This is a genomic window from Polyangiaceae bacterium (genome assembly GCA_015075635.1).
In the GTDB taxonomy this organism is placed as follows: Bacteria; Myxococcota_A; Polyangia; order Polyangiales; family Polyangiaceae; genus JADJKB01.
On the sequence record JABTUA010000001.1, the window covers coordinates 3,471,702 to 3,495,251 of the forward strand.

General features: G+C 70.3%; 17 protein-coding genes and 1 pseudogene. 8 read left to right on the forward strand and 10 right to left on the reverse strand.

The window, feature by feature from the left end; genetic code table 11:
• Positions 1 to 28: 28 nt before the first annotated feature.
• From HS104_15810 to HS104_15820, 3 genes are all read left to right on the forward strand, one after another.
• On the forward strand, positions 29 to 1,174 hold the full coding sequence (locus HS104_15810; protein MBE7481432.1) for a beta-lactamase family protein: 1,146 nt from the start codon (positions 29 to 31) through the stop codon (positions 1,172 to 1,174).
• A 98-nt stretch (positions 1,175 to 1,272) separates the two neighbouring features.
• Entirely contained in the window at positions 1,273 to 2,820 is a 1,548-nt protein-coding gene (locus tag HS104_15815; GenBank protein ID MBE7481433.1) for an FHA domain-containing protein, read from the forward strand.
• A gap of 26 nt (positions 2,821 to 2,846) precedes the next feature.
• Positions 2,847 to 4,343 (forward strand): hypothetical protein, encoded by a 1,497-nt coding sequence (locus HS104_15820; GenBank protein MBE7481434.1) that lies wholly within the window; start codon positions 2,847 to 2,849, stop codon positions 4,341 to 4,343.
• Here the strand turns inward: HS104_15820 and HS104_15825 are convergent.
• The 8 genes from HS104_15825 to HS104_15860 all read right to left on the reverse strand — a co-directional run bounded on the left by HS104_15825 (position 4,321) and on the right by HS104_15860 (position 13,163).
• Positions 4,321 to 5,646 carry a hypothetical protein gene (locus tag HS104_15825; GenBank protein ID MBE7481435.1) on the reverse strand — a complete coding sequence of 442 codons (1,326 nt, stop codon included), beginning with the start codon at positions 5,644 to 5,646 and terminating at the stop codon, positions 4,321 to 4,323. The genes HS104_15820 and HS104_15825 overlap by 23 nt on opposite strands.
• Positions 5,621 to 6,751 (reverse strand): SDR family oxidoreductase, encoded by a 1,131-nt coding sequence (locus HS104_15830; protein ID MBE7481436.1) that lies wholly within the window; start codon positions 6,749 to 6,751, stop codon positions 5,621 to 5,623. The genes HS104_15825 and HS104_15830 overlap by 26 nt, the downstream gene beginning before the upstream one ends.
• 4 nt (positions 6,752 to 6,755) lie before the next feature.
• Positions 6,756 to 8,387 carry a hypothetical protein gene (locus tag HS104_15835; protein ID MBE7481437.1) on the reverse strand — a complete coding sequence of 544 codons (1,632 nt, stop codon included), beginning with the start codon at positions 8,385 to 8,387 and terminating at the stop codon, positions 6,756 to 6,758.
• Between the two features lie 14 nt (positions 8,388 to 8,401).
• Positions 8,402 to 10,180: a hypothetical protein gene (locus tag HS104_15840; GenBank protein MBE7481438.1), complete on the reverse strand. Its 1,779-nt coding sequence runs from the start codon at positions 10,178 to 10,180 to the stop codon at positions 8,402 to 8,404.
• Between the two features lie 16 nt (positions 10,181 to 10,196).
• Positions 10,197 to 10,676, reverse strand: coding sequence for a single-stranded DNA-binding protein (gene ssb, locus HS104_15845; GenBank protein ID MBE7481439.1), 480 nt, complete (start codon positions 10,674 to 10,676; stop codon positions 10,197 to 10,199).
• A gap of 63 nt (positions 10,677 to 10,739) precedes the next feature.
• On the reverse strand, positions 10,740 to 11,174 hold the full coding sequence (locus tag HS104_15850; GenBank protein MBE7481440.1) for a MerR family transcriptional regulator: 435 nt from the start codon (positions 11,172 to 11,174) through the stop codon (positions 10,740 to 10,742).
• A gap of 4 nt (positions 11,175 to 11,178) precedes the next feature.
• On the reverse strand, positions 11,179 to 11,511 hold the full coding sequence (locus HS104_15855) for an integration host factor subunit alpha (protein MBE7481441.1): 333 nt from the start codon (positions 11,509 to 11,511) through the stop codon (positions 11,179 to 11,181).
• 140 nt (positions 11,512 to 11,651) lie between these two features.
• On the reverse strand, positions 11,652 to 13,163 hold the full coding sequence (locus tag HS104_15860) for a glycosyltransferase (protein ID MBE7481442.1): 1,512 nt from the start codon (positions 13,161 to 13,163) through the stop codon (positions 11,652 to 11,654).
• An 802-nt stretch (positions 13,164 to 13,965) separates the two neighbouring features.
• On the opposite strand from HS104_15860, the pseudogene HS104_15865 reads away from it, so the two are divergent.
• A pseudogene (locus HS104_15865) lies at positions 13,966 to 14,058 on the forward strand (cytochrome c).
• 654 nt (positions 14,059 to 14,712) lie between these two features.
• Here HS104_15865 and HS104_15870 read toward each other — a convergent pair.
• Positions 14,713 to 16,104 carry a protein kinase gene (locus HS104_15870; GenBank protein ID MBE7481443.1) on the reverse strand — a complete coding sequence of 464 codons (1,392 nt, stop codon included), beginning with the start codon at positions 16,102 to 16,104 and terminating at the stop codon, positions 14,713 to 14,715.
• Between the two features lie 140 nt (positions 16,105 to 16,244).
• On the opposite strand from HS104_15870, the gene polA reads away from it, so the two are divergent.
• The 4 genes from polA to HS104_15890 are packed head-to-tail and all read left to right on the forward strand — an operon-like array spanning position 16,245 to position 22,875.
• Complete coding sequence (gene polA, locus HS104_15875) at positions 16,245 to 18,977, forward strand: DNA polymerase I (GenBank protein MBE7481444.1); 2,733 nt, start codon at positions 16,245 to 16,247, stop codon at positions 18,975 to 18,977.
• 20 nt (positions 18,978 to 18,997) lie between these two features.
• On the forward strand, positions 18,998 to 20,314 hold the full coding sequence (locus HS104_15880; protein ID MBE7481445.1) for an FAD-dependent oxidoreductase: 1,317 nt from the start codon (positions 18,998 to 19,000) through the stop codon (positions 20,312 to 20,314).
• Positions 20,311 to 21,024: a glycosyltransferase family 2 protein gene (locus HS104_15885; protein MBE7481446.1), complete on the forward strand. Its 714-nt coding sequence runs from the start codon at positions 20,311 to 20,313 to the stop codon at positions 21,022 to 21,024. Before HS104_15880 ends, HS104_15885 begins: the two co-directional genes overlap by 4 nt.
• A gap of 36 nt (positions 21,025 to 21,060) precedes the next feature.
• Entirely contained in the window at positions 21,061 to 22,875 is a 1,815-nt protein-coding gene (locus HS104_15890) for a hypothetical protein (protein MBE7481447.1), read from the forward strand.
• Between the two features lie 7 nt (positions 22,876 to 22,882).
• On the opposite strand, the gene HS104_15895 is transcribed toward HS104_15890, so the two are convergent.
• Positions 22,883 to 23,542 carry an HAD family hydrolase gene (locus tag HS104_15895; GenBank protein MBE7481448.1) on the reverse strand — a complete coding sequence of 220 codons (660 nt, stop codon included), beginning with the start codon at positions 23,540 to 23,542 and terminating at the stop codon, positions 22,883 to 22,885.
• Positions 23,543 to 23,550 lie beyond the last annotated feature (8 nt).

Here is a 23,550-nt window from a genome sequence, read left to right on the forward strand (position 1 = left end):
TCCCCGTCGAAGCGTCAAAAGGCCGGCCATGATCGCGGACCCCGCGCTCTCCCAGATCGCAGAGACCCTAGTCGTCGCCACGGGTGTCGCGCCCGGCGCGAGCTTGGCGCTCGCGGAGCGGCGCTCGGGCGCTTGGCGGATCCGACTGGGCAGCGCTGGGTTCCTCGATCACGCCACAAAGCGCGCTGTTTGTCCCGAGACACCCTACGACCTCGCGTCGGTGACCAAGCCGGTGCTGGCACTCACCCTGGCGCGCCTGGACGCCGCGGGCGCCCTGTCCCTGGCCGACCCGCTGGGGCGTCACCTGCCCGAGGTCCGGGGGACCGAGAGCGCCGAGCTTCCGCTGGAGCTGTTCCTGGCCCACCGCGCGGGGCTGGAGGCGCACCGGCCGCTGTTCGCGCCGCTCCTCTCGGGCGCCCCGTTCTCGCGCGCGGCCGCGCTTCGCGAAGCGAGCCGGGCCCGACGCCCGGAGGCCGCGGGCGCGGCGCCCAGCGCTGGCTTCCCGCCCGTCTACAGCGACCTCGGCTACTTGCTGCTCGGCGCCGCCGTCGAGCGTGCCGTGGGCCGTCCGCTCGACGCGCTGATCCAGGCCGAGGTCGCCGCTCCACTCGGCCTCTGGCTCGGCTCGGCTCGCCAGGCGCTGGCTCAAGTGCCGGATTTCTGCGCCCGCGTGGCGCCGACCGAGATCGTCCCCTGGCGCGGCGGGCTGATCTCGGGCGTCGTCCACGACGAGAACGCTTGGGCCCTGAGCGGGCACGCCTGCTCGGGTCACGCGGGGCTCTTCGGGACCGCCGAGGCGGTCGCGCGCTTCGGCGCGGCCATGCTCGACCTGCTGGCGGGGCGCGCGCCGAGCCTCCTCCCAGCGACCACCGCGGACCTTCTGGTGCGAGAGCGGCCCGGCTCGAGCCTTCGCGCGGGGTTCGACGGCGTGTCCGGCCCCGGGTCTGCGGCAGGGACGAAGCTCGGCCCGCGCACCTTCGGGCACCTCGGCTTCACGGGTACGAGCCTGTGGTGCGACCCCGACGCCGAGATCGTCACGGCGCTGCTCACGAATCGCGTTCACCCCACCCGCGAGCACGTCGAGATCCGCCGCGCGCGCCCGCGGGTGCAGGACGCCCTGTTCGGGTTGACCGGCATCGGCGCTTCCACCGGGCTTCCCGAGGCCCCTGGCTAAATTCCTGGAAACATCCGGAAAGACATGCAAAATTTCCTTACGCCTCTGCCGCCGTTGGCGGGGCGGCGCTTTCGCGGCAGGATCCAGGCAGTCAGACGATGTGGAAGCTCTCGATCGAGGACGACCAGACGAACAAGACGGTCGTCAATCTCGTGCGCGACGAGTACTCGATCGGACGGGGTGAGGAGAACACCGTCCGGCTGACCGAACGCAACATCTCGCGTCGGCACGCGAAGCTCACCCGCAACGGCACCGGTTGGATCTTCGACGACCTGGCCAGCTACAACGGCTGCTACGTCAACGGGGTTCGCGTCAGCGAGCCGCAGAAGCTCGAGCACGGCGATCTGGTTCAAGTCGGCGACTACCGGCTCGAGATCACGGACGAGCAAGTCTCGACCGCGGCGTACAACAAGTCGACCGCGCCGGCGGTGCCACGGGCGCAGTCGCTGATGAGCCAGCCCGATCGCCTGGTCATGCTCGCAGGTCCGACACCGGGCGCTGAGTTCGCGCTGGCGGGGCCCCGCGTCGTGATCGGTCGAGGCGAGGAGTGCGAGGTCTCGGTCAACCACGCCTCGGTGAGCCGGGTCCACGCGGAGATTCAGGCGCTGGGCGACGGGCGCTACGAGATCGTCGACCGCGAGAGCGCCAATGGCCTCAGGGTCAACGGCGTCGATCTCAAGCGCAGCTTGCTCGACGCACGCGACACCATCGAGCTCGGTGACGTCGTATTCAAGTTCATTCCCGCGGGTCAGATCTACCACCCGGGCGCGGACCCCACGACTCAGATCGGGCCGATTGGGCCGGCGATGCTCGAGCGCCACACCCCGGCGCCGGGCGTCGGCATGGAGCGCCGCACCGCGGCCACGGCGGGCATCCCGCCCATCCTCAAGGCGGTCGCCGGCCTGGCGTTCCTCGGGGTGCTGGTGATGATCGGCATGGTCGCCCTCGGCAATCGCCAGGGCGGTGCGGGCGAGACCGGCGCGCAGGCGAACGATCCGACCACCCAGGTCTTGCTCGATGCCATGCAGATGGTCCAGAACGGCGACGTCGAGGGTGCGCACAACAAGGTGATCGCGGAGATCCCCGAGAACAGCAACGCGCGCCAATCGGCCGAGTTCAAGGACATCGAGGCGCGCTGGGCGGACATGCTCCTCGACCTCGCCAGCCGCGAGCCGGACCTGACGAAGAAGCGCGCGCTGCTCGAGCGTGTCGCCAAGGCCACGAGCGTCGACTCCGTGCGCCGCAAGCGCGCCAACAACGAGATCGCCGCGCTCGACCAGGGTGTCGATCCCTCCGAGCTTCCGAGCGCACCCAAGCCCGAGGGCACCGGCACCGCCGAGCCCACCGGGACCACCGCGCCGGCGCTCTCCGGCGGCATCGTGCGCAACGATCCCTTCGCGGAGAAGCCGGCGGGCACCGGCAAGACGCCGAAGAAGCCGGAGATCGCGGCGCCGAAGCCCAAGCCGAGCGCGACGGAGTCCGGCCCCGACGTCAAGGATCTGGCCCAGAGCGGCGACCGCGCGAAGCTCACCTCCGCCAAGAACGCGCTCAAAGCCAAGGCGGCTTCCGGTAAGGCCAGCGACAGCGAGCTGCGCATGCTCAAGGCGCTGTGTCGCCAGCTGGGCGACATGAGCTGCGTGAACTGAGCGCGAAAGTCGAGAGCGCGCGCGCCATGAGCGACGTCCGCATCCGAGGACCCGTGACCCAGAGCCCGCGCTCGGCCCTGGCTTCGCGGCCGGTGCTCGCGGTGCTCTGCCTGGGCGCGCTGGCCGGCATCGCCGAGCTCGTCCCCGCGTTCGAGAAGCTCCGCCTCTCCGGCGCGCCGGCGACGCAGAGCTCGAGCGAGGCGCCGCTCGGCGTCGCCCCGCCGGTGCTCACCTTGGGCCAGGCCGAGCTCGAGACGGAGACGCGCGCGCGACCCGAGCTGGCGCAGCCGGAGCACGTGGAGCTGCCGCGTTCCGCGCACGGGCCCATCGCGCAGAAGCATGCGGGCGAGAGCGCGCTTCCCGCCATCGACGCCGAGAAGCCGCCGGTGCCTCTGGAAGATCCGGGCGACACGGGGCTGGCACCCTTCTACCGCGCGCTCGCGCGCACCGTCGCCAAGGAGCCCGGCGCGATCACGCGCGTGGTGCACTTCGGCGACTCCATCGTCACCAGCGACTACGTCTCGGGCACGCTGCGCCGAAAGCTCCAGAAGCAGTTCGGCGACGCCGGCCACGGCTTCATGCTGATGGCGAACGCCTGGCCAGCGTACTTCCACAACGACGTCAGCCGCTTCTCGTCCAGCGGCTGGCTGGTCAGCCGCATCGTCGGCCCGCTCTCCCCGGACGGCCTGTACGGTCTGGGCGGTGTGTCGTTCCGGGCACCGCCGGGCTCCCGCGCGCGTTTCGGCACCGCCAAGACGGGCAGTTACGGCCGCGCCGTCTCGCGCTTCGTCGTCGCCTACGTCAGAGAGCCCGGAGGCGGCAAGGCGAAGCTGCGCATCGACGGCGCCGACGTGAAAGAGCTCGACACGAGCGGGGCCGCCGTCGAGGTCGCGTACGAAGAGCTCAGGGTCCCGGACGGCGAACACGAGCTCGAGCTGGTCACCACCGCCGGAACCACGCGCGCGTTCGGCGTGGTGATGGAGCGAGACGGCCCCGGCATCGTCCTCGACGCGGTGGGGATCCAGGGCGCGCGGGTGCGCTTCCTGGACAAACAAGACGACGCACATTGGGCCGACACGTTGCGCTGGCGCAAGCCGGATCTCCTGATCTACCAGTTCGGCGCCAACGAGAGCGGAGACGGCTTCGCGTACCCGATGGACGAGTACTTCCGCACGATGAAGGACGTGCTCGAGCAGGGCAAGCGCGCCCGCCCCGAGATGGGCTGCCTGGTGCTCGGCGCGATGGACCGGGCGGAGAAGAAGGGCACGACGCTCTCGACCATGGCAGTCATCCCAGCCATCGTGGCGGAGCAGAAGAAGGCGTCGGCTGCCGCGGGCTGCGCATTCTTCGACACCTACAGGGCGATGGGCGGCTCGGGCAGCATGGCGGCGTGGGTCGGGCGCGGGCTCGGCCAGGCGGATTTGACCCACCCGACCGGAGTCGGCTCCGAGGTGATCGGCAACTGGATCTACCGCGCCTTGATGCAGGGCTACGACGCCTTCACGGCGCGGGGGAAGCCGTAGCGAGCAGCTGCTCGGCCAGCGCCGCGCCCAAGCGCTCGTAGCCGCTGGGCCCGAGGTGCACGCCGTCCCGCGCCGCGAGCGGCGGCTTCTCCTTGGCCCAGCGCGCGAAGCTCCCCTCGCCTCCCATCGCGGAGAGCGCGCTGAAGTGCGCGCAGCCGACCCGCGCCGCCGTGGCCTTGGCGATCTGGTCGAACTCGATCGCGCGCGGCGCGCTCTCGCCGCTCGGGGTCGCCATGTCGGGTGGGCCCACGAGCAGGCAGTCGGCGCCGGGCGCGGCGCCCCGGATGCGCGCCACCAGCTCCTCCAGGGACTTCTGGTAGCGCGTCCCCTCCAGGGTCGACGCGGCCTCGTTGGTCCCGTAGGCGACGACGACCAACGCGGGATCCCGGTCGGCTAACGCCGCACGCCACTCCGCGTCGTTCCAGGCGAGCGGCGTGGCGGCGCGCGCGCCATTGATACCCAGGGTGTCCAGCACGACGCCGGGCGTGGTGCTCTCGATGAGCACCCCGAAGACCTCCGCCGCCCCCGCGCTCACGCCGAGGTCCAGCGTGGCGGGCGCGTCGGCCTCGATGTCGTGGTGGCGCAGCGCTCCCACGCTGCGTCCCGACTTGGGGCCGGCTGTCTCGCGTTGGGTCGTGCCGCGAATCGTCATGAGCAGGCGATCGGCCGCCGCCGCGCGGTACATCAGCGAGAAGCGCGTCCTGCCTTGGGAGGCCTTGCCCAGGAGCTCGACGCTGGCACGCGCATCGGCGCTCTCGGGCACGGCGCGCTGCCCACCCAGACCGAAGATCCCGTCGAGCTGCTTCATGCTGCCGGCAGGCGACGATGGCTCGCGCCGCCACTTGCCCTCGCGCCCCACCTTGAGCAGCGCGTGGCGGTAGGGCTCGACGCCGAGTTGCACGAAGCCGGGTCCGCCGTTGCCGAAGCGCTCCTGCAGCGGGCGTCGCACCGCGTGGGTGAGGTAGTCGGCCGCCGTGTGCGAGTCGCCGAGCCAGGCAATCCGCACGTGAGTCGTGCGCTCGCGACGGGCGAGGGCGCCCAGCGCCGCCGCGAAGCGGGAGAGAGCGAGCCCGGTAGGCTTGGCGACTCCGGCATCCGCGCTCGGCGGCTCCGCGCTCGCAACCGGAGCCGGCGCGCTCGAAGGCGGGGCAGCCGCGGTCGGCGCCTGCGCGCCGCTCGCGCTCACGGCAGCCACGGGGCGCGCGGGACCGAGCGTTCCGGCCGAGCAGGTGATGGCCAGGACGGCCGCCAGCAGCGAGACGGCGAGCGAAGGCAGCTCAGAAGAGGGCGTCTTCGATCTCACCGAGACGTTCCGTTTCACTCTGGATGCGTCGCTCCTGCACCCGGCGTCGCACGTAGGAGACCAACGTGTCCACGTAGCTCTCGAACGGGGGACAGCGGATCGACGTCCCCTTCAGGAGCTCATCGGTGTTGCGCGTGTCGTAGCGCACCGGCGTGGCCAGCATGTCCACGAACGCGCGCGGGCTCTTGGCGAACAAGCCGAGCCCGGGCGCCGACAAGAGCGCCTTGGTGACCTGAGTCGGGATGAAACCGCCGGGCAAGCGCTTGCCTCCGCTGGCCGCCACGAGCTCGAACACGCGCCGCACCGTCAGCGGCCGCGGGTCGGCCAGGTGGAAGGTGCGGCCGATGGCGCTGGATTGACGGCCGATGTGGTGGGCTGCACGCACGACGTAGTCGATGGGAACCAGGTGCAAGAGAGCGTCGCCGCGCGTCGGCAGGGGTACCGGGAGCTCCTGGGGCGAGGTGACGATCACGAGCATCAAGAGGTAGGGGCCGTCGAAGCGCTCGATCTCGCCGCTGGTCGAGTCGCCGACGATCCAGGTCGGCCTGAGCACGATGACCGGCAACGCCGGCGACGCCCGCTTCGCCAAGCGCTCGGCGCGGGCCAGCGTCTCCTCCACCGGCGTGCGGAAGGTCTGCCCTCGGTTCAGCTCGTCTTCGAGCACCAGGCCCTCGCGGTTGCCGCTCACCATCGCCGTCGAGTGGACGACGATCGCGCGCACGTTGTTGCAGCAGCGCGTGAGCTCGATGACCTCGCGCATCGCTCCGAGGTTCGTCTGCTCGGTGACCTCCCGGGGCACACCCGGGTAGGTGATCTGCGCCAGGTGGTGCACACGATCGATCTCCGCGCCCAGGGTGCGGTACTCGGCGCCGCTCAGACCGAGGTCCATCGCGGCCGCATCGCCCTCGATCAGCACCACGCGCTCGCGCTGACCCTTGGGGAGCTGGGCCAGGACCGCGCTGGCCTCCTTCTCGAACTTGCTCCGCACCACCAGGTAGAAGAGCGAACGAGGCTCGACCGACACCAGGTACTCCAGCATCTTCCGCGCGCGGAAGTTCGGGAACCCCGTGACCAGGGTGACCTCGTCGTAGCCGCGTCGTCCCAAGCGCTCAGCCTCCGCCGCAGTAGTAGGCGCCGACCTTACCGATCCACTGGCCCACATCGCCGCCGAACTCGCAGAACGCCGCGGGCCCGGACAACGCGGCCTGCGCGCAGTAGTAGCCGTTGATGTACGGCCGGCACACGCCGCCCTGCGCGAACAGCCCGTCGCGACACTGCTCTTCCTGCGACGCGGGGCACTGGTTGCACGAAGTGTTCGAGCACTGGAGCGCACACGTCAGCGAGTTGTTGCAGGTGGGCGTCAGGAACGGCGCCAGACAGCGCGCGTACGCTGCCTCGGTGGCGAACTGGATCAGGCAGTCGTAGCAGCCCGGATCGCTCGACAAGAGCTTCTGGAACGCATCGCCACAGGCGGGATTCCCACCCTCGCCCTTGCACGCCGCGGCGATGGTGCCGAGCTGTGGAGCGCTGCACGCCTTGTATGAAGCCGGGGGCGGCGTGACGGTGCCGGGAGCGCAACCAGCGTAGGGCGCTGGGCAGACGCCGCCGGAGCTGCACACGTTACCCGTGCACGTCTGTCCCTTCGCCCCGCAGTTGTCGCAGAGCGTACCGTACTGGCCGCAGAACTGGTTGGCCCCGCCGGGGCGACACTGCCCGGTGCCGTCGCAGCAGCCCGCGCAGTTGTCGGAGCCGCAATGCGGCCCGCTGTAGCAGAACCCCTGGGGCGCGCAGTTCTTGCCCGACGCCGTGCAGTCGCCACACTTGGTGCCGTTCACGCCGCACTCGGTGTTCGAGTTGCCGTCCTTGCACTGACCCTGCGCGTCGCAACAGCCGCTCGGGCAGGTGAGCGCGCCGCAGGTCGGCAGGTAGGCGCAGTAGTTGCCAGGGACCGAGCACTTCTTCGGCGACGCGCAGGCTTCGCACTTCTTGCCTCCGGCACCGCAGGCGGAGTCGGTCACTCCGGTGACGCACTTGCCGTTCGCATCGCAGCATCCGCCGCAGTTGCCCGGTCCGCAGATCGGCGGCGCGCCCTGACAGACGCCGGCACTGCAGCCCTGCCCCTTCGCGAGGCAGTCGTCGCAGACGCCGCCGCTCTTGCCGCAGGCGTCGGACTCGGCGCCGTTGCGGCAAGCGCCCTTGGCGTCGCAGCAGCCGCTGCAGTTGGCCGGCCCGCACTTCGGCGGCGGCCCCTCGCACTTGCCACCGACGCAGCCGAAGCCCACCTGGCCGCAGTCGAAGCACGCGACGCCCGTCGTACCGCAGGCGTTGGTCTCGTCGCCCTTGCGGCACACGCCCGCGGCGTCACAGCAACCGGCACAAGGACCGCAGCCCGGCGAGCCGCCGAAGCCGCCGAAACCGCTCGTGCCGCCGAAGCCGCTCGTGCCGCCGGAGCCGGCGGTGCCGCCGAAGCCGCTCGTGCCGCCGAAGCCGCTCGTGCCGCCGATCCCACCGCCCGTGCCGCCGAAGCCGCCACCGGCGGGCAGGCCGCCGAAGCCGCCACCGAAGCCGCCGGTTCCGGTGCCACCGGCGCCGGTCCCCGCGGCGCCGTCCGGCCCCGGCTCGGTCTCGTCGAATTCGAGGGGGCTGCGCCCGCAGCCGGCGGGCAGGAGCAACGCCCCCAACGAGACCGCGATACCGAGTGTGAAGAGGCGCTGGAGGGTCACGACGGCGCTTCGTGCCATGCGCGGATTCTACACTACTTGCCCAGGGCCACGCTCTTCAGCACCGTCTCGAGGGCGGCTTGGTCTGCTTCTGCGCGGACAAAGCCCGTGCGGTCCTTGCGCCCCAGGCTCAGAACGACCGGCGAGCTCGGCGTCGCGCTCGCGCCACCGCCGAGCCGTAGGGGCTGGACGAGCACCACGAACGACGCGTCTTTCACGCGCCCGAGGGCCGCCGCGACCTTCGCGTCGCTCTGGTGCGTCGACTTCGGCTCGGACTCCGCCGCGACCAGCGCGCCCAGGATCGGGACCGCGTCGGGAGAACCCGCGCCGAGCACCTTGCCACCCTGGTGCGCCCACAGGATCTCGAGGTTCTGCACCTCGGTGCTCACCTTCCCGGTCTTGTCGTTGGCCGCGCGCATCGGGCTCGGCTTGAGGCCGATCAGAGTTCGCTGCGTCGTGCCCGGGACGCCCGGGACCTCTGCCGTGCTCTGCTTCACGCTGGTGTCCCCGGCGAACTGCCGGAGCGGCTCCGCGAGCGCCTTGATCGAGAGCAGCTTGAACAGATCCTTGGCACCGGCGTCGAAGGCCTTCGGATCGGTCGTCTGCGCGCGGTAGAGCAGGCCACCCTTGCCCGCGTCCAGGTACACGCCGTACGTCTCCCAGTCGCCGCGCCCCTGCGCCAGCTTCTCCAGCACGCCCTTGATCTTGTCGCGGTCCGAGGCCACCAGACGATCGCCGAACAACCCGCCGATGCCTTGTTCCATGTTCTTGGCGGACGCCTGGCGCGTCTCGGCCGTGGTGCGGGTGAGGATGACGATGGGGGTGAGCGACGGCAGCGCGGCGATGGGCAGCGCGTCGCCGACGCTGAAGGCCGCGAAGGTCTCCGCCGCGGCACCGGTCGGCTCCGCGTCGAGCTCGGCGACGACCTCGAGGCGGTCGCCGAACGGCTCCGCGACGAGCCGCCCCGAAGCGGAGCTCCCGAGCACCGCCAGGAAGGCCTCGACGGCGGAGGTCAGCCCGGTGAGCGCGGCCCGGGGATCGCCGAAGTCTGGCGTCCGGCCGCCGTGCTTCTGCCGGTTCGCGTCGTCGAGCTTCTCGAGCTCGGCCTTCTTGTTCTTCCACGCGGCGCGGATGGCCTCGGCGATGGGCCCGCCGAGCGCTCGCTTCTCGAAGCTCATCGAGATCGGGCGCGCCGGCATCGGCTCCTTCGGCAGCGTCCGTGCCGCGTAGGGGCCCACCTTGGTCAGCTCGGAGGCCTGTCGCGCGGCGAGCAAGAAGTTGCCGGACAAGCCGAGCGCAACTCCGGTCGGCGCCTTGCCCGCCTTTGGCTCGAGCAGCGTCACGCTGCTCGGAGCGTCTTCGCGCGCCGCATAGGGAGCGTCCGCACCGGCGGTGAGGCGTGCCAGGAGCTCGCGTCCGCTGCGCACGTGGATGGCCACCGCGACCTGGACGGCGCCCTGCTCGTCGGAAGTGGCCGCCCCCGTCATGGCGAAGTCGGGATCGATGGCGTCGGCAGCCGCCGCCGGCAGCCCCAGCATCGTGGCCACCAGCAAGCCGAAGCTCTGCGGCAGGAGCCGGGCCGGCCCGCCGCCGGTCTCCCGCAGCTTCGTCCACGTCTCACCGGGCTTTCCGATCACGAACGTCACCGCGAGGTCCGCCGGTTTCGGCACCGGCGGAAGATCGACGGCCAGCACGGCCGCGTCCGCCGGCCCCTGGGTCTTGTCGGTGCACGCGGGCGCACCGAGGCACATCAGCGCGCTCGCGTACCAGAGCACGAGCCGGCGCCGCGCGCGCGGCTTCGCTGCCCGAGCCAACGCGGCGCGAGTCGAGTCAGAACGGGATGTCGTCGTCGCCACCACCGCCGTAGTCTGCATCGTCGTAGCCGCCACCGCCCTGGGCCGCCGGTGCTTGGTCATCGGGAGCACCATAGTCGTCTCGAGCGCCGCCGCCACCTCCGCGTCCGCCGCCGCCGCCACCTCCGCCGCCGGACAAGATGATGTTGTTGGCGACGATCTCGGTCTTGTAGCGCTTGTTGCCTTCACGGTCGTCGTAACTGGACGTGCGCAGGCTGCCCTCGACCATCAGGCGCGAGCCCTTGGTCAGGAACTTACCGAGCGCCTCCGCGCGCTTCCCCCACACCACCACGTTGTGCCACTCCGTCTTTTCCTGACGGACGCGGTTCTTGTCCAGATAGGTCTCGCTGGTCGCGAGCCGCATCTTGAGCACGGCCTGCCCGGAATTGGTGACCCTGAGCTCGGGATCGGCCCCTAGATTCCCCAGCAAGAACACGCGGTTCAGACCTTCAGCCATCCGTCGGCACTCCTCGTCGTCCCCGGCCAATGCGGGGATAGTGTGTCGGACCGGTGTGGTCGTTCAGCCGGGAGGAGTCAAGCGCGGCTCGGACAGAAAACGCCCCTCGGCCTCGGTCGGGCGTTCGTTCAAGCGTTCGCCCCCCAGCTCGGCCAGCATTCCAAGCACCTCGGCGCGCAGTCCCAGGAGGCTCTGGCGAACAGCCGAGGCTGCGGGAGGGGGGTTCGCCGGCGCTGCCGGAGCGGCCGGTTCTTCGTGCACCTCGCGCAGGCGCTTGCGCGCGCCGGCGATGGTGAACCCGTGGGAGTAGAGCAGATCCTTGACCTTCAAGAGCTTCTCCACGTCGCGCCGGGAGTAGACGCGCTGGCCCTTCGCGCTCTTGCCAGGCCGGATGGACCGGAACTCGGTCTCCCAGTAGCGCAGCACGTGCGGCTCGACCCCGACGATCTCGGCGACCTCGCCGATGCGGTAGTAGAGCTTCACCGGGATGTCGCCCACTGCCTCACTCCTTCTCGGCAACCGCCGCCATCGGCGCCGAGCCGAGGGCCGCGCTGCGTTCCTCGTTGAGCGCCTGCTTGAGCAGCTGGCTCGCCTTGAAGTTCAGCACGCGGCGCTCGGTGATCACGATGGGATCGCCGGTCTGGGGATTGCGCCCCTGGCGCTGGCGCTTGTCCCGCAACACGAAGTTGCCGAAGCCGGAGATCTTGATCTTCTCGCCCCGACCCAGCGTCTCTTTCATGGTCTCGAAGACCAAGTCCACGAGATCGGCCGACTCCTTCTTGGAGAAGCCCCCGAGCCGCGCATAAACCGCCTGGACGATGTCGGCCTTGGTCATCACCATCCCCCTTCTCGCCCCGCTGGGGCTGACCGCCCGGAAACCGCCCGGGAATCGGTCGTCAGGGTAGGGTCATAGTACAAGGCCGCGACGGAAAGTCCATGACAAACGCGAGGGTATGACTCGCGCCGGGAGCACCGTCAGGCAGCCCGCGGCATGGCGGGGGTTTCGACCGCCTCGGCCGGCGGGTTCGACGCCCGCGCGAGCACCGCGCGGCGCACCGCGACCTGCTCCGCCACCACCAGCCAGGCCACGTAGGAGTAGCCGAGCATGAAGAGCGAGGCGAACGGGGCGGCGAACCAGTGCCCCGTCTCGATGGAGGCGATCACGCTGGCGGCGCTCAGCAGCGCCAGGCCGATCTCGAGCAGCGGCAGCTCCGCGTGCTGGCGGTAGCGCCCGGCAACGATGCCCTTCTTCGGGGTGCGCACGAACTCGCCGGACATGCTCTTCAGGCCCTCGTGAACCGCCCGCGAGAGGTGGGGAGCCAGTCCCGCGCCCAGCGCGATGAGCATGGGCAGCCGCCGCACCGCCATCCAGGCCGAGCGCCCCTGGGCCTTCTCCGCCACGATGTAGAACCCCGCCAGCGACCCGGTCGCACCGATGCACAGCGGCAGGTCCACCACCAGCATCATGCGCGGATCCGTGGCCGGCATCAGGATCAACGCCGGCAAGAGCAGCACCGACAGCAGCATCATCAACGGGTACGCGAAGTGAGGCGTCAGGTGGAAGAACGCCTCGAGCCGCTGCGAAAAGGTGAGGCGCGAGGAGATCAGCCGGCCCATCAGCTTGCGGGCCGTCTGCACCGTGCCCTTCGCCCAGCGGAACTGCTGCGCCCGGAACGCCGACATGTCCTCCGGCAGCTCCGCCGGGGTGATCACGTCGGGCCGGTAGACGAAGCGCCAGCCGGCCATCTGCGCGCGGTACGAGAGGTCCAGGTCTTCGGTGAGCGTGTCGTGCTGCCAGCCGCCGGCTTCCTGGATGGCCAGCCGCCGCCAGATGCCGCCCGTGCCCGAGAAGTTGAACATGAGCCCCGCGCCGAACCGCGCCCGGTTCTCCACCAGGTGGTGACCGTCGAGCATCAGCGCCTGGATGCTGGTCAGCATGCTGTGGTTTCGGTTCAGGTGCCCCCAGCGGGTCTGCACCATGCCGACGTTCTCGTTCTGGAAGTGCCCGACCACGTCGCGCAAGAAGCGGGGTTGCGGGATGAAGTCCGCGTCGAAGATCGCGATCAGCTCGCCCTTGGCGCGCGCGAGGCCGTAGTCGAGGGCGCCCGCCTTGTAACCGACGCGGTTCGGGCGCCGGATGTAGACCATGTCGATGCCCTTCTTCCGGAGCTCCGCGACCTTGTTCTCCGCAATCGAACGCGTCTCGTCCGTGGAGTCGTCCAGCACCTGGATCTCGAGGCGATCACGCGGGTAGTCGATGGTGGCAGTGGCCTCGAGCAGCCGAGCGACGACCGTCGCCTCGTTGTACAGGGGCAGTTGCACCGTGACCTTGGGCAGCTTGGACTCCTCGATCTCCGGCGTGCGGACCGCCTGAGCGAGGCGACGCCGGTTGCGGGCAACGAGCAGCACCAGGTGGGCGCGGTGCACGCCATAGCCACAGAGCAGGAGCAGGACCGCGAAGTAGAGGACGACGAGAGCAGTTTCCATGCGTTACCGGTGTTCAGGTAACACCCGCAATTCCTGCGATCGTCACTGGGATGTAATTTGTTGCACTGCGTTGTAGCAACGCACTTTACATCGTCATTTCGAGGGCTTGTCGCCACCGAAAACGATGTCGCCGCCGACGCCGAGGGTGACCACGAAGTGCCCGGCGGGCTTGTCCTCGGCCTTGCCGCCGTCCCACCAGGGGGTCTTCTTCGTCGAGGTGTCGGTAGCGTCCTTCGGGCCCAGGGGCACCGTACCGCCGCAGCTGTCGTCGACGCTGAAATCCGTGACCTGCCCGAAGGCGACGCCGGCGTAGGGCGAGAGCTGGAACCAGGGTGTCAACGGCAGCTGCACCCCACCCGACAGGCGCAGGGCGGTGCTGTGCGCCTTCAGCGTCTGCTCGCAGTCCTCGTTGACGTCGTTCTGCCAGGTGATGTCCCGCTTCGCCTCGAAGCGGTGCAGGAACAAGAAGTCGAGCTCGACGAACGGTCCGAGCTTGCCGGGCGGCGCCGCGTACATCAGTCCGAGACCCGCGTTGCTGCCGCCGGGGGTCACCTTGATGACCGAGCTCGCGGGGCCTTTCTCCAGCGCGGCGCCGGGCTGGTAGCTCTCGCCCCCCACGAGCAGGAGCGCCGAGTAGCGCTTGAACACGCGCACCCCGGCGCGCAGCTCGACGCCGGCGCCAGGACCGAAGTAGTCCTTCATGGGGTACCCTTCGGCGAGCTGCCCCGCGGGGATCGCCGCCCCCAACCGTAGACCCACGAGGAAGCCGAAGTTGCCCTTCGCCTCCTCGTCGCCTGCGGGTCCGCTGCCTTCGCCCTTACCTCCCTCGCCCGACCCCGCGCCCTCACCGCTCCCGGCGCCCGCACCGCTCCCCTCCCCGGAGCCGTCGGCCTCCAGGCTGAGCGCGAGCTTCTTCTTCTCGCCGGGCTTGAGCTCCAGGGTCTGCTCGAGCGGCTTGTAGCCGGGCGCCGAGGCCGTGATCTTGCGGCTGCCCGGGTTGACCGGGCGATCGACGCCGAGCGCTGCGCTGGAGACTGCGGCGTCGTCGATCTTCAGCTCCAGCCCCTGCACACCCTTGGGCTCGACGTCGATGCGCAGGCTGGCGATCTTCGGCTCGACGTCCGGCAGCTCCTTCTTCGCATCGGCGACGGCGTCCTTGAAGACCGCCGGGGCGTTGTCCGGCAGCTGGGTGCGCACGAGCCGGCGGTAAGCCTCAGCCGCCTCGACGAACTGGCCGAGCTGGGCGTGGCTCCGCGCGATGTAGATCAGGTGGACCGGCGCGTCGTAGAGCTGCTGTGCGCGCTGGAGCTTGTCGAGGGCCTCGGGGATCTTGCCGGCTTTGAAGAGATCGATTCCCTCGGTGGCCAGCTGGCGGGCGGTTGCCTTGTCGGCCGCAGACTGCGCCAGTGCAGGCGGGGCGCCGGTGAAGCTGGCGCCGAGCGCGGTCGCGCCGACCAGCCCCGTGAAGACCGCCCGGCCGAGGATGCGAGGCAAGAAGCGCATAGCCCTCCGTACGGCCGATCCGCGCTAGGGGTCAAGGATCGGGCAGCTAGTACCCGACGTCCGTGCCGCCGGTCTTGCCGCCGGTGGTCGGTTTGGACGTCCCGCCCGTGGTGGGCTTGGACGCGCCGCCCGTGGTGGGCTTCGTGGTCGGCTTGGTGGTGCGGGGCGTCTTGCCCGCGACCGGCGGCGTCTCCGGCTCGGCGCTGGCGGAGGTCGGCGGCTCGACCGCGGGCGCGACCGAAGGCTCGGGGGGCGGTGCCTCGACCTGGCCCGTGGCAGTCTCGGACGGAGCGCTCACGGCGACGATCGGGCTCTCGGCGCTGGCGGCGCCGCCGCTGGCGGCGCGAACGGCGAAAATCGTCCCCACTCCGAGCAGCACGAGCACGCCGGCGCCCAGGCCGATGAACAACCCGAGCGGGCTCTTCTTCTGCTGCGGGAAAGTGTTTTGCGTGGTGAACGGCGCAGCGGTCACGCCCTCGACCCGCTGCGGCGTCGTGTGCTGCATGGGCGCCATCTGGGTCGGCGCCGAGGGCAGCGCGCCCTCGATGGAGTGCACGCGCGGGCGACCGATCCCTGCCAGGACCGCCAGCGCATCGGCGGCCTCCAGCGCCGTCTGGAAGCGCTCCCCCGGTTCCTTGGCCAGGCCCCGCGCGATCCAAGCGTCGAAGGCCGGCGGGATGCCGGGCACCTTCTGAGACGGGATGGGCGTTGGGGCGACGCAGATCTGCACCAGCAGATCGCCGACCGCCTCGCCGACGAACGGCAGGGCGCCGACCACGCAGCGGTACGCGATGACCACGAGCGACCAGAGATCCGAGCGCTGATCGACGCTGCGCAAGCCGCGCGCCTGCTCGGGGCTCATGTAATAAGGGGTCCCCAGCACCGAGCCCGTCCGCGTCGAGGACGACAGCCCGCTCGAGCTGTCGGTGAACTTGGCGATGCCGAAGTCCACCACCTTCGCGACCTCGGTGCCGTCTTCGTCGTCGCGCACCAGAAACACGTTCTCGGGCTTGAGATCGCGGTGCACGATGCCGACCTCGTGCGCTTTGGTGAGCGCGCGGGCGACCTGCTGCACGATCGCTGCCGTCTCTTGCAGCGACAGCCGGCCGAACTTGCTGAGCCGGGCGTCCAGCGGCTCGCCGGCCAGGTACTCCATCACGATGAACGGCCGGCCGTCGTTCATCACGCCGTGGTCGTAGACCTTGACCACGTGCTTGCTGACCAGCCTGGCCGCGGCACGCGCCTCGTTCTCGAAGCGGCTGCGGGCCTCGTGGCTGTCCACGAATTCGGTCTCGATGAACTTGACCGCGACGTGCGTGCCCAGGCTGTTGTGCACACCCTCCCAGACCGACCCCATGCCGCCCCGGCCGAGCAGCCGCGTCAGCTTGTACTTGCCGCCGACCAGCTCGTCGGGTGGGACGTCAGTCGGGTCGGCCATTCCGAGGGAGTAGGGTACCTGGCCGAGCGGCCAGGCGCCAGGATGCTGCCCTAGATCGCGAGGGATCCTCGGCGAAAGGCCGAGCCGGCCGCGGGGCCAGGGTCGTCGCGGAGTCGCCGCTGAGGTAGACGCGGGGGCGCATGGGTACGCACCTGTTTCCGCCGGCCGACCCAGAGGTCCTCTACGTGGTCGATCTGTCGAGCTACCTCCTGCGCGCCTACCACGCCATCGGGGAGCTCTCGAGCCCGAGCGGAGAACCGACCAACGCCACCTTCGGCACCGTGACCATGCTGGAACGGCTGGTGCGCGAGCGCCGCCCATCGCTGCTCGCCATCGCCATGGACTCCGGCCGCGACACCTTCCGCCGCGAGCTCTACCCGGAGTACAAGGCGACCCGGCCGCCGGCCCCCGACGACCTGAAGGTCCAGATCGGGCGCTGCCAGGAGATCATCGAGGCCTTCGCCATCCCGGTGCTGAAGCAGAAGGGCGTCGAGGCCGACGACCTGATCGCCGCGGCCGTTCGCGACGCCCGCCGCCACGGCCTGCGCGTGGTCATCGTCGGTGCGGACAAGGACCTGATGCAGCTGGTCGGCGACGACGTGGTGATGTGGGACACGATGCGCGACCGGGTGTTCGGCGTCCCCGAGGTCGAAGAGCGCTTTGGCGTTCGCGTGGATCAGGTGCGCGACCTGCTCGCCCTGATGGGCGACAGCAGCGACAACATCCCCGGCGTGCCCCACGTGGGCCCGAAGACGGCGCGCGACCTCCTGGTGCAGTTCGGCTCGCTGGAGGGGGTGTACGCCCACCTCGACGAGATCACCAAGAAGGCGCTGCGCCAGAACCTGGAGCAGAACAAAGACAAGGCCTTCGTCAGTCAGAAGCTCGTGACGCTCAAGGACGACTGCGTCATCGACTTCGACCTCGCGGCCTTGCGCTGGGGCGGCCGCGACGTCGCCGAGCTGCGCCGCATCTACACCGAGCTGGGCTTCCAGCGTCAGCTGCACGCGCTCGACGCCGAGCCGGACGCGACCCGGAGCCCAGCCCGGCCGAGCGCACCTGCCCCGGCGCAAGCGCCGGCCCGGGAGGTCACGCTGAGCTGCGTGCTCGAGCGCGAGGCCCTCGAAGCGCTCGGCGCGCGCATCCGCCAGAGCGGCCAGGTCGCGCTGGCCGCGCAGACCGCGCTGCCAGCCGCGAGCTCGTCGCTGATCGGCATCGCGCTGTCACCGGAGCCCGGGAGCGGGTTCTACGTGCCGATCGCGCACCGCGCCCTCGGCACGCCACGCCAGCTCGGCCTCGGGGACCTGGCCGAGGTGCTCGGACCGCTGCTGTCCGACCCCAGCATCGCCAAGGTGGCCCACAGCCTGAAACGCGAGGCGGTCGCGCTGGGCTGGAGCGAGCTGCCGATGGCGGGCGGGCGGGCCGACGTCCAGCTCGACAGCTACCTGCTCGATCCCGAAGGCCGTCACGATCTCGAGACCATCGTGCAGCGCGAGCTGGGAGTGGTGCTCACCGACCTCGACTCTCTCACCAAGCCGGCTCGCGGCAAGCGCATCGATTTCGACCAAGTCGGGCTGGACGAGGCGACGCGCTACGCGGCGCTCCGAGCCGAAGCCACGTTGCGGGCCTCGCAGCGCACCAGCCGGCGCGTCGCCGACGAGGGCCTGGGCAAGGTGCTGGACGAGATCGAGCTGCCGCTCTCGCCGATCCTGGCCGAGATGGAGCTCCGCGGCGTGCTGATCGACGTCACTCGCCTCGGCGAGCTCGGGCGCCTGTGTCAGAAGGAGCTCGCGCGTCTGGAAGAAGAGGCGCACCGCATCGCCGGGCGCGCCTTCAATCTGGCGTCTCCGCGCCAGCTCGAGGTGCTCCTGTTCGACGAGATCGGCCTGACGCCGCTGCGCCGCACCAAGACCTCGCGCTCCACGGACGCCGACACGCTGGAGGCGCTGGCCGATGAGCACCCGCTGCCCAAGGTCATCCTGGAGCACCGGCAAGTGGCCAAGCTGATGGGCACGTACATCGACGCGCTGCCGGGTCTGGTGAACCCGAAGACCGGGCGGGTCCACACGTCCTGGGAGCAGGCCGTGGCCGCCACGGGCCGGCTCTCGAGCACCGATCCGAACCTGCAGAACATCCCGATCCGCAGCGAGCTGGGCCGGGAGATCCGCAGCGCCTTCGTGGCTCCGCCGGGCTGCTCCATCGTGAGCGCCGACTACTCGCAGATCGAGCTCAGGGTGCTGGCGCACCTGTCGAAGGATCCGGTCTTGTGCGACGCCTTCGAGCGCGGGCAGGACGTGCACACGCGCACGGCCATGGAGGTGTTCGAGGTGGACGCCGGGAGCGTCACGCCGGAGATGCGGCGGCGCGCCAAGGCGGTGAACTTCGGCGTGATCTACGGGCAGGGAGACAGCGGCCTCGCCAAGAGCCTGGGCATCCCGCGGGCCGAAGCGTCGAGCTTCATCGCCGCGTACTTTCGTCGCTACGAGGGCGTGCGGCGCTTCATGAACGCCACCCTGGACGGCGCCCGAGCCAGCGAGGCGACACACACTCTGCTGGGACGACGTCGCATGGTCCCCGACATCAAGAGCGGCAACCGGCAGAAGCGACTGGCCGCGGAGCGCGTGGCGATGAACGCGCCGATCCAAGGCACCGCGGCGGACATCCTGAAGCTGGCGATGCTACGCTTCCGCGAACCGCCCACGCCCGGAGCGCGGATGGTGCTGACGGTGCACGACGAGCTGGTGTTCGAGGTCCCGGACTCGGAGGTGCCGGAAGCCAAGCAGCGGGTCAAAGCCGCGATGGAGAGCGCCTACCCGCTCAGCGTCCCACTGGCGGTGGACGTCGGCGCCGGAAAGACCTGGAAAGACGCGCACTGAGGGGCTAGCTTCCGCGCGCCATGCCCGCTTCCCGGAAGCCGCCGCACGCTCCCGTCGCCATCCTGGGCGCCGGGCTCACGGGTATGAGCGCGGCCCTCAGCCTGAAGCAGGCGGGCGTGGCATTCCGCATCTTCGAGCGCCTCGGGCACCCTGGCGGGCACGCCATCACGCTCGAGGACTCGGGCTATCGCTTCGACCGCACCGGACACCTCTTGCACCTTCGCGACGCCGCGATGCGCGAGAAGGTGCTGGCTTGGATCGGCGACGACTACGAGACCGTGCAGCGCAGGAGCATGATCTGGTCGAACGGCGTGTACACGCGCTACCCGTTCCAGGCCAACACCTTCGGCCTGCCGCCGGCGGTCGCCTACGAGTGCGTGATGGGGTTCATCCAGGCGCACTTCGCCGAAGGCAAGAGCGAGCCGAAGAACTTCGAGGAGTTCTGCCTCACCCACTTCGGCGAGGGCATCAGCCGTCACTTCATGATCCCGTACAACTCTCGGCTCTGGGGCGTGCACCCGAGCGAGATCACGGCGGCGTGGTGCCAGCGCTTCGTGCCCCTGCCCAAGCTCGAAGACGTGATCGCCGGCGCCGTCGGCCGGAGCGACCGCGAGCTCGGCTACAACCAGAGCTTCGTCTACCCGCGCCTTGGCATCGGCGAGCTGCCGCGTGCCATGGCTCGCGAGCTGCCGGAGCTCGAGCTCTCGCGCGCGCCGGAGCGAATCGACGCCCACGCCCACCGGCTGTGCTTCGCCGACGGCGAGACGGTCGACTACGACGTCTTGGTGAGCACGACTCCGCTTCCGCGCCTCGTCGAGCTCTGCTCCGACGCGCCCGCCGAGGTGCGCGCGGCGGCGCAGAAGCTCCGCTGCAACCCGCTCTACTACCTGGACGTCGCGCTGGCGGTGCCCGCGGGCACGCCCTACCACTGGGTCTACGTACCGGAGGAGAAATACCCCTTCTACCGGGTCGGCTGCTACTCGCACTTTTCGAGCGCGATGGCGCCCGCCGGCAAGGCCTGCCTCTACGTCGAGCTCTCCGATCGTGGGGAGCCGGATCTGGGCGCGCTCCTGCCCCAGGTCGCGTCGGGCCTCTCGGAGATGGGCCTGATCGAGAGCGCCGCCGACATAGCCTTCGCGCGAGTGCGAAAGATCGACTATGCGTACGTGATCTTCGACCACAACTACTTCGACGCGGTCGCGCTGGTGAAGACCTTCCTCGAGCAGAAGCAGATCATCCCCGCCGGCCGCTACGGAAACTGGAACTATTCTTCGATGGAAGACGCCCTGATCTTCGGACGCGACGCCGCCGAGGCCGCGCGGGAGCTGCTCCGATGAGCAACGCGCCCCACATCTCGATCGTCATCCCGGTCTACAACGAAGAGGGCATCCTGCACTCCGCGGTGGTGGACCTGCGCGAACGCCTCGGACCCCTGGGCTGGAAGTACGAGGTCATTCTGGCCGAGAACGGCTCGCGCGACGGCACCGTCGAGATCGCGAAGGAGCTCGCGGAGAAATACCCCGAGGTGCGCTGGCTGTCCGCCGGCGAGCCCAACTACGGCAAGGCGCTGCGCGCTGGCATCTTGGCATCCCGCGGCGAGCTCGTGCTGTGCGACGAGATCGACCTGTGTGACACCGATTTCCACAAGCGCGCGGTGGAGCTGCTCGAGTCCGGCCGCGCGGACATGGTCATCGGCTCCAAGCTCATCGGCGGCGCCTCGGACGAGCGCCCGCTGCTCCGGCACGCGGCCAGCGTGTTCTACACCGGCCTCTTGCGCGTGCTCCTGGGCTTCCGGGGCACGGACACCCACGGGCTCAAGGCCTTCCGGCGCTCGACGCTCTTGCCGCTGGTCGAGGCGTGCCTGGTGGAGAAGGACGTCTTCGCCAGCGAGCTGGTCATCCGCGCTTATCGGGACGAGCTGCGCGTGCTCGAAATCCCGGTCCGGGTGATCGAGAAGCGGCCGCCCTCGATCAACCTGTTCAAGCGCGTGCCGAACGTGCTGAAGAGCGTGGTCAAGCTGACCTGGGCCATCCGGATCAAGGGCTGACGCCGCGCCGCGGCGGCACTATACCTCTCGCCGCGGATGGCGAAGGAGGTGGTGGTCGAGCGTGTCGTGCCGTGCAAGGCCGACGCGAGCGCTTTGTGGCCGCTGATCACGGACACCGAGCGCTTGAACCGCGCCATCGGGCTCGGCCGCATCACCCTCGCTCCCAACGACGACGCCAGCGCGGCACGCCACCTGGTCAGCACCATCTCCGGTGGCTTCCCGCTCGAGTACGAAGAGCGTCCGTACGAGTGGGTCGAGCCGAAGCGCTTCAGCGTGCGCCGAGACGTGCGCCGCGGACTGGTCACACGGCTCGTCAACACCTTCGAGCTGGCCCCGGCTGAAGGCGGCGGGACCCTGGTCACGGTGCGCGTCGCAGCGTCGCCCAAGTACGGCTTGATCTCGCCGGTGCTCAAGCTGCAAGTGTCGCGCTTCCTCGCGCGCATCGCCACGCAGATCGAGCAGGTGGACCACGAGCTCGGCAAGAAGGACGGTCGGGGTTTCGCGCTCGGCCGAGGCGCGGTCGCCGTCGACGTGCTCGAGCGGCTGGCGGAGCCGTATCTGTCGGGCCTGTCGGAGGCAGAGCGCCCGGCTGGCGAGAAGGTGGTGGCGTTCGTGCGGGACGCCTCCGACCTCGACGTGGATCGCATTCGCCCCTTCGAGCTGGCCGATGGTTGGGGGCTCGAGCGCGGCGCAGTGCTCGGCGCGTGCATGCACGCCGTGAGCGCCGGACTGCTCGAGCTCACCTGGGATCTGGTCTGCCCCAGCTGCCGGACCGCGTCCGAGCGCATCCGCAGCATGACCGAGCTGGGCGCCCACGCGCACTGTCAGCTCTGCGACATCTCCTTCGATCTCGACCTGGATCAGGCCGTCGAAGCCACGTTCCGCCCCACCGAGGGCATTCGCAGCGTGGACGAGGGGCCCTACTGCATCGGCGGCCCAGCGCGCACGCCCCACGTGCTGGTGCAGGCGATCCTGCCGGCCGCCGGCAGCGTCGAGGTCGCCGCGCCGAGCAAGCCCGGGCGCTATCGCCTGTTCGTGCGCGGCGGGCCGGCGTCGATCTTGCGTGTGGGCCCGGAGGGCGCGTCGAGCCTCGAGGCCCGCGCCAGGGGCGAGAGCCTGGAGCCCGCGCAGGCCAGCGTCTCGAGCGGTGCGCGCATCGTCGTCAGTCAGAGCGACGACCGCGAGCGTCACCTGAAGATCGAGCGCGTGGATTTCAAGCAGACCGCCGCCACCGCGCACCACGTCAGCATGATGCCGGAGTTCCGGCGGCAGTTCGCCCGCGAGGTGCTGCGTCCGGGGCTCACGCTGCGCATCTCGCGGGTCGCGCTCCTGTTCACCGATCTGACGGGCTCGACCGCGCTCTACACCGAGGTCGGCGACGCGCGTGCGTTCAACGTGGTGCAGTCGCACTTCGAGCTGCTCAACCGGCTGCTCGCCGCCCGCGGCGGCGCCCTGGTCAAGACCATCGGGGACGCCGTGATGGCGGCCTTCGTGCGCGAGGAAGACGCGGTGCGCGCCGCCGCAGCCATGCACCAGGAGTTCGGCGCCTTCCGTAAGCGCGAGCCGGACGCGCACGGCGTGAGCCTGAAGATCGGCGTCTTCGCCGGCTCCTGCTACGTGGTCACCGCCAACGGCGTGCTGGACTACTTCGGCCAGACGGTGAACGTCGCGGCCCGGCTGCAGGGCGCGGCCCACGGCGGCGAGCTGGTCTTGCCCGACGCCCTGGCGGAGACCGCCTTTTCCCTGGGCTGGCTCGACGCGAAGCTGCCGCGCGAGCGCTTCAACGCGGAGCTCAAGGGCCTGAGCGAGCCGCTCACCGCCGCGCGCGTCCGCATCGACGACGGCAAGTGACGTCGCGCTACCAGCGCTCCACCCGCCATCCGCGCTGCTTGGCCAGCCGCCTGAGCCGCTGGTCCGGGTTCACCACGACGGGCTCCGCGACCTCCTCGAGCAGCGGGCGATCGGTGATGCTGTCGGAGTAGAAGCTGGCCTCCGAGAGCCGGAAGCCCAGGCTCTCCGCCAGGCGCTCGGTACGCGTGATCTTGCCGGCGCCGTAGCACATCGGTTGCCGGAGCCTTCCGGTAAAGCGCCCCTCGGTGTCCACCTCGAGCTCGGTGCAGACCACGTGATCGATGCCCAGCTCCTCGGCCAAGGGCTCTGCGGCGTAACGCGTGGCGCCGGTGACGATGGCCACCACGTCCCCGGCGTCCCGGTGGCGGCGCACCGCATCGCGACCGGCGTGGGACACGTGGGGCAACACGTAGTCCCGGAACCAGCCGCGGCAGCGCTCGACCATCCAAGCCTCTTCCTTGCCGCGGTACGACTCGAGCGCGCGCTCGGCGACCTTCTCGGCGTCGATGACCCCGAAGGTGTACTTCAGCAGCCACCAGCCGACCCGGAGCGAGTAGGCGCGCCCGACCTCGCCCAGATCGCGCTGGTAGCGCACGTACAGGCTGGCGCTGTCGCGGCGGATCAGCGTGCGATCCATGTCGAAGAGCGCGGCGCGGCGGGGAGGCATGGTCCGGA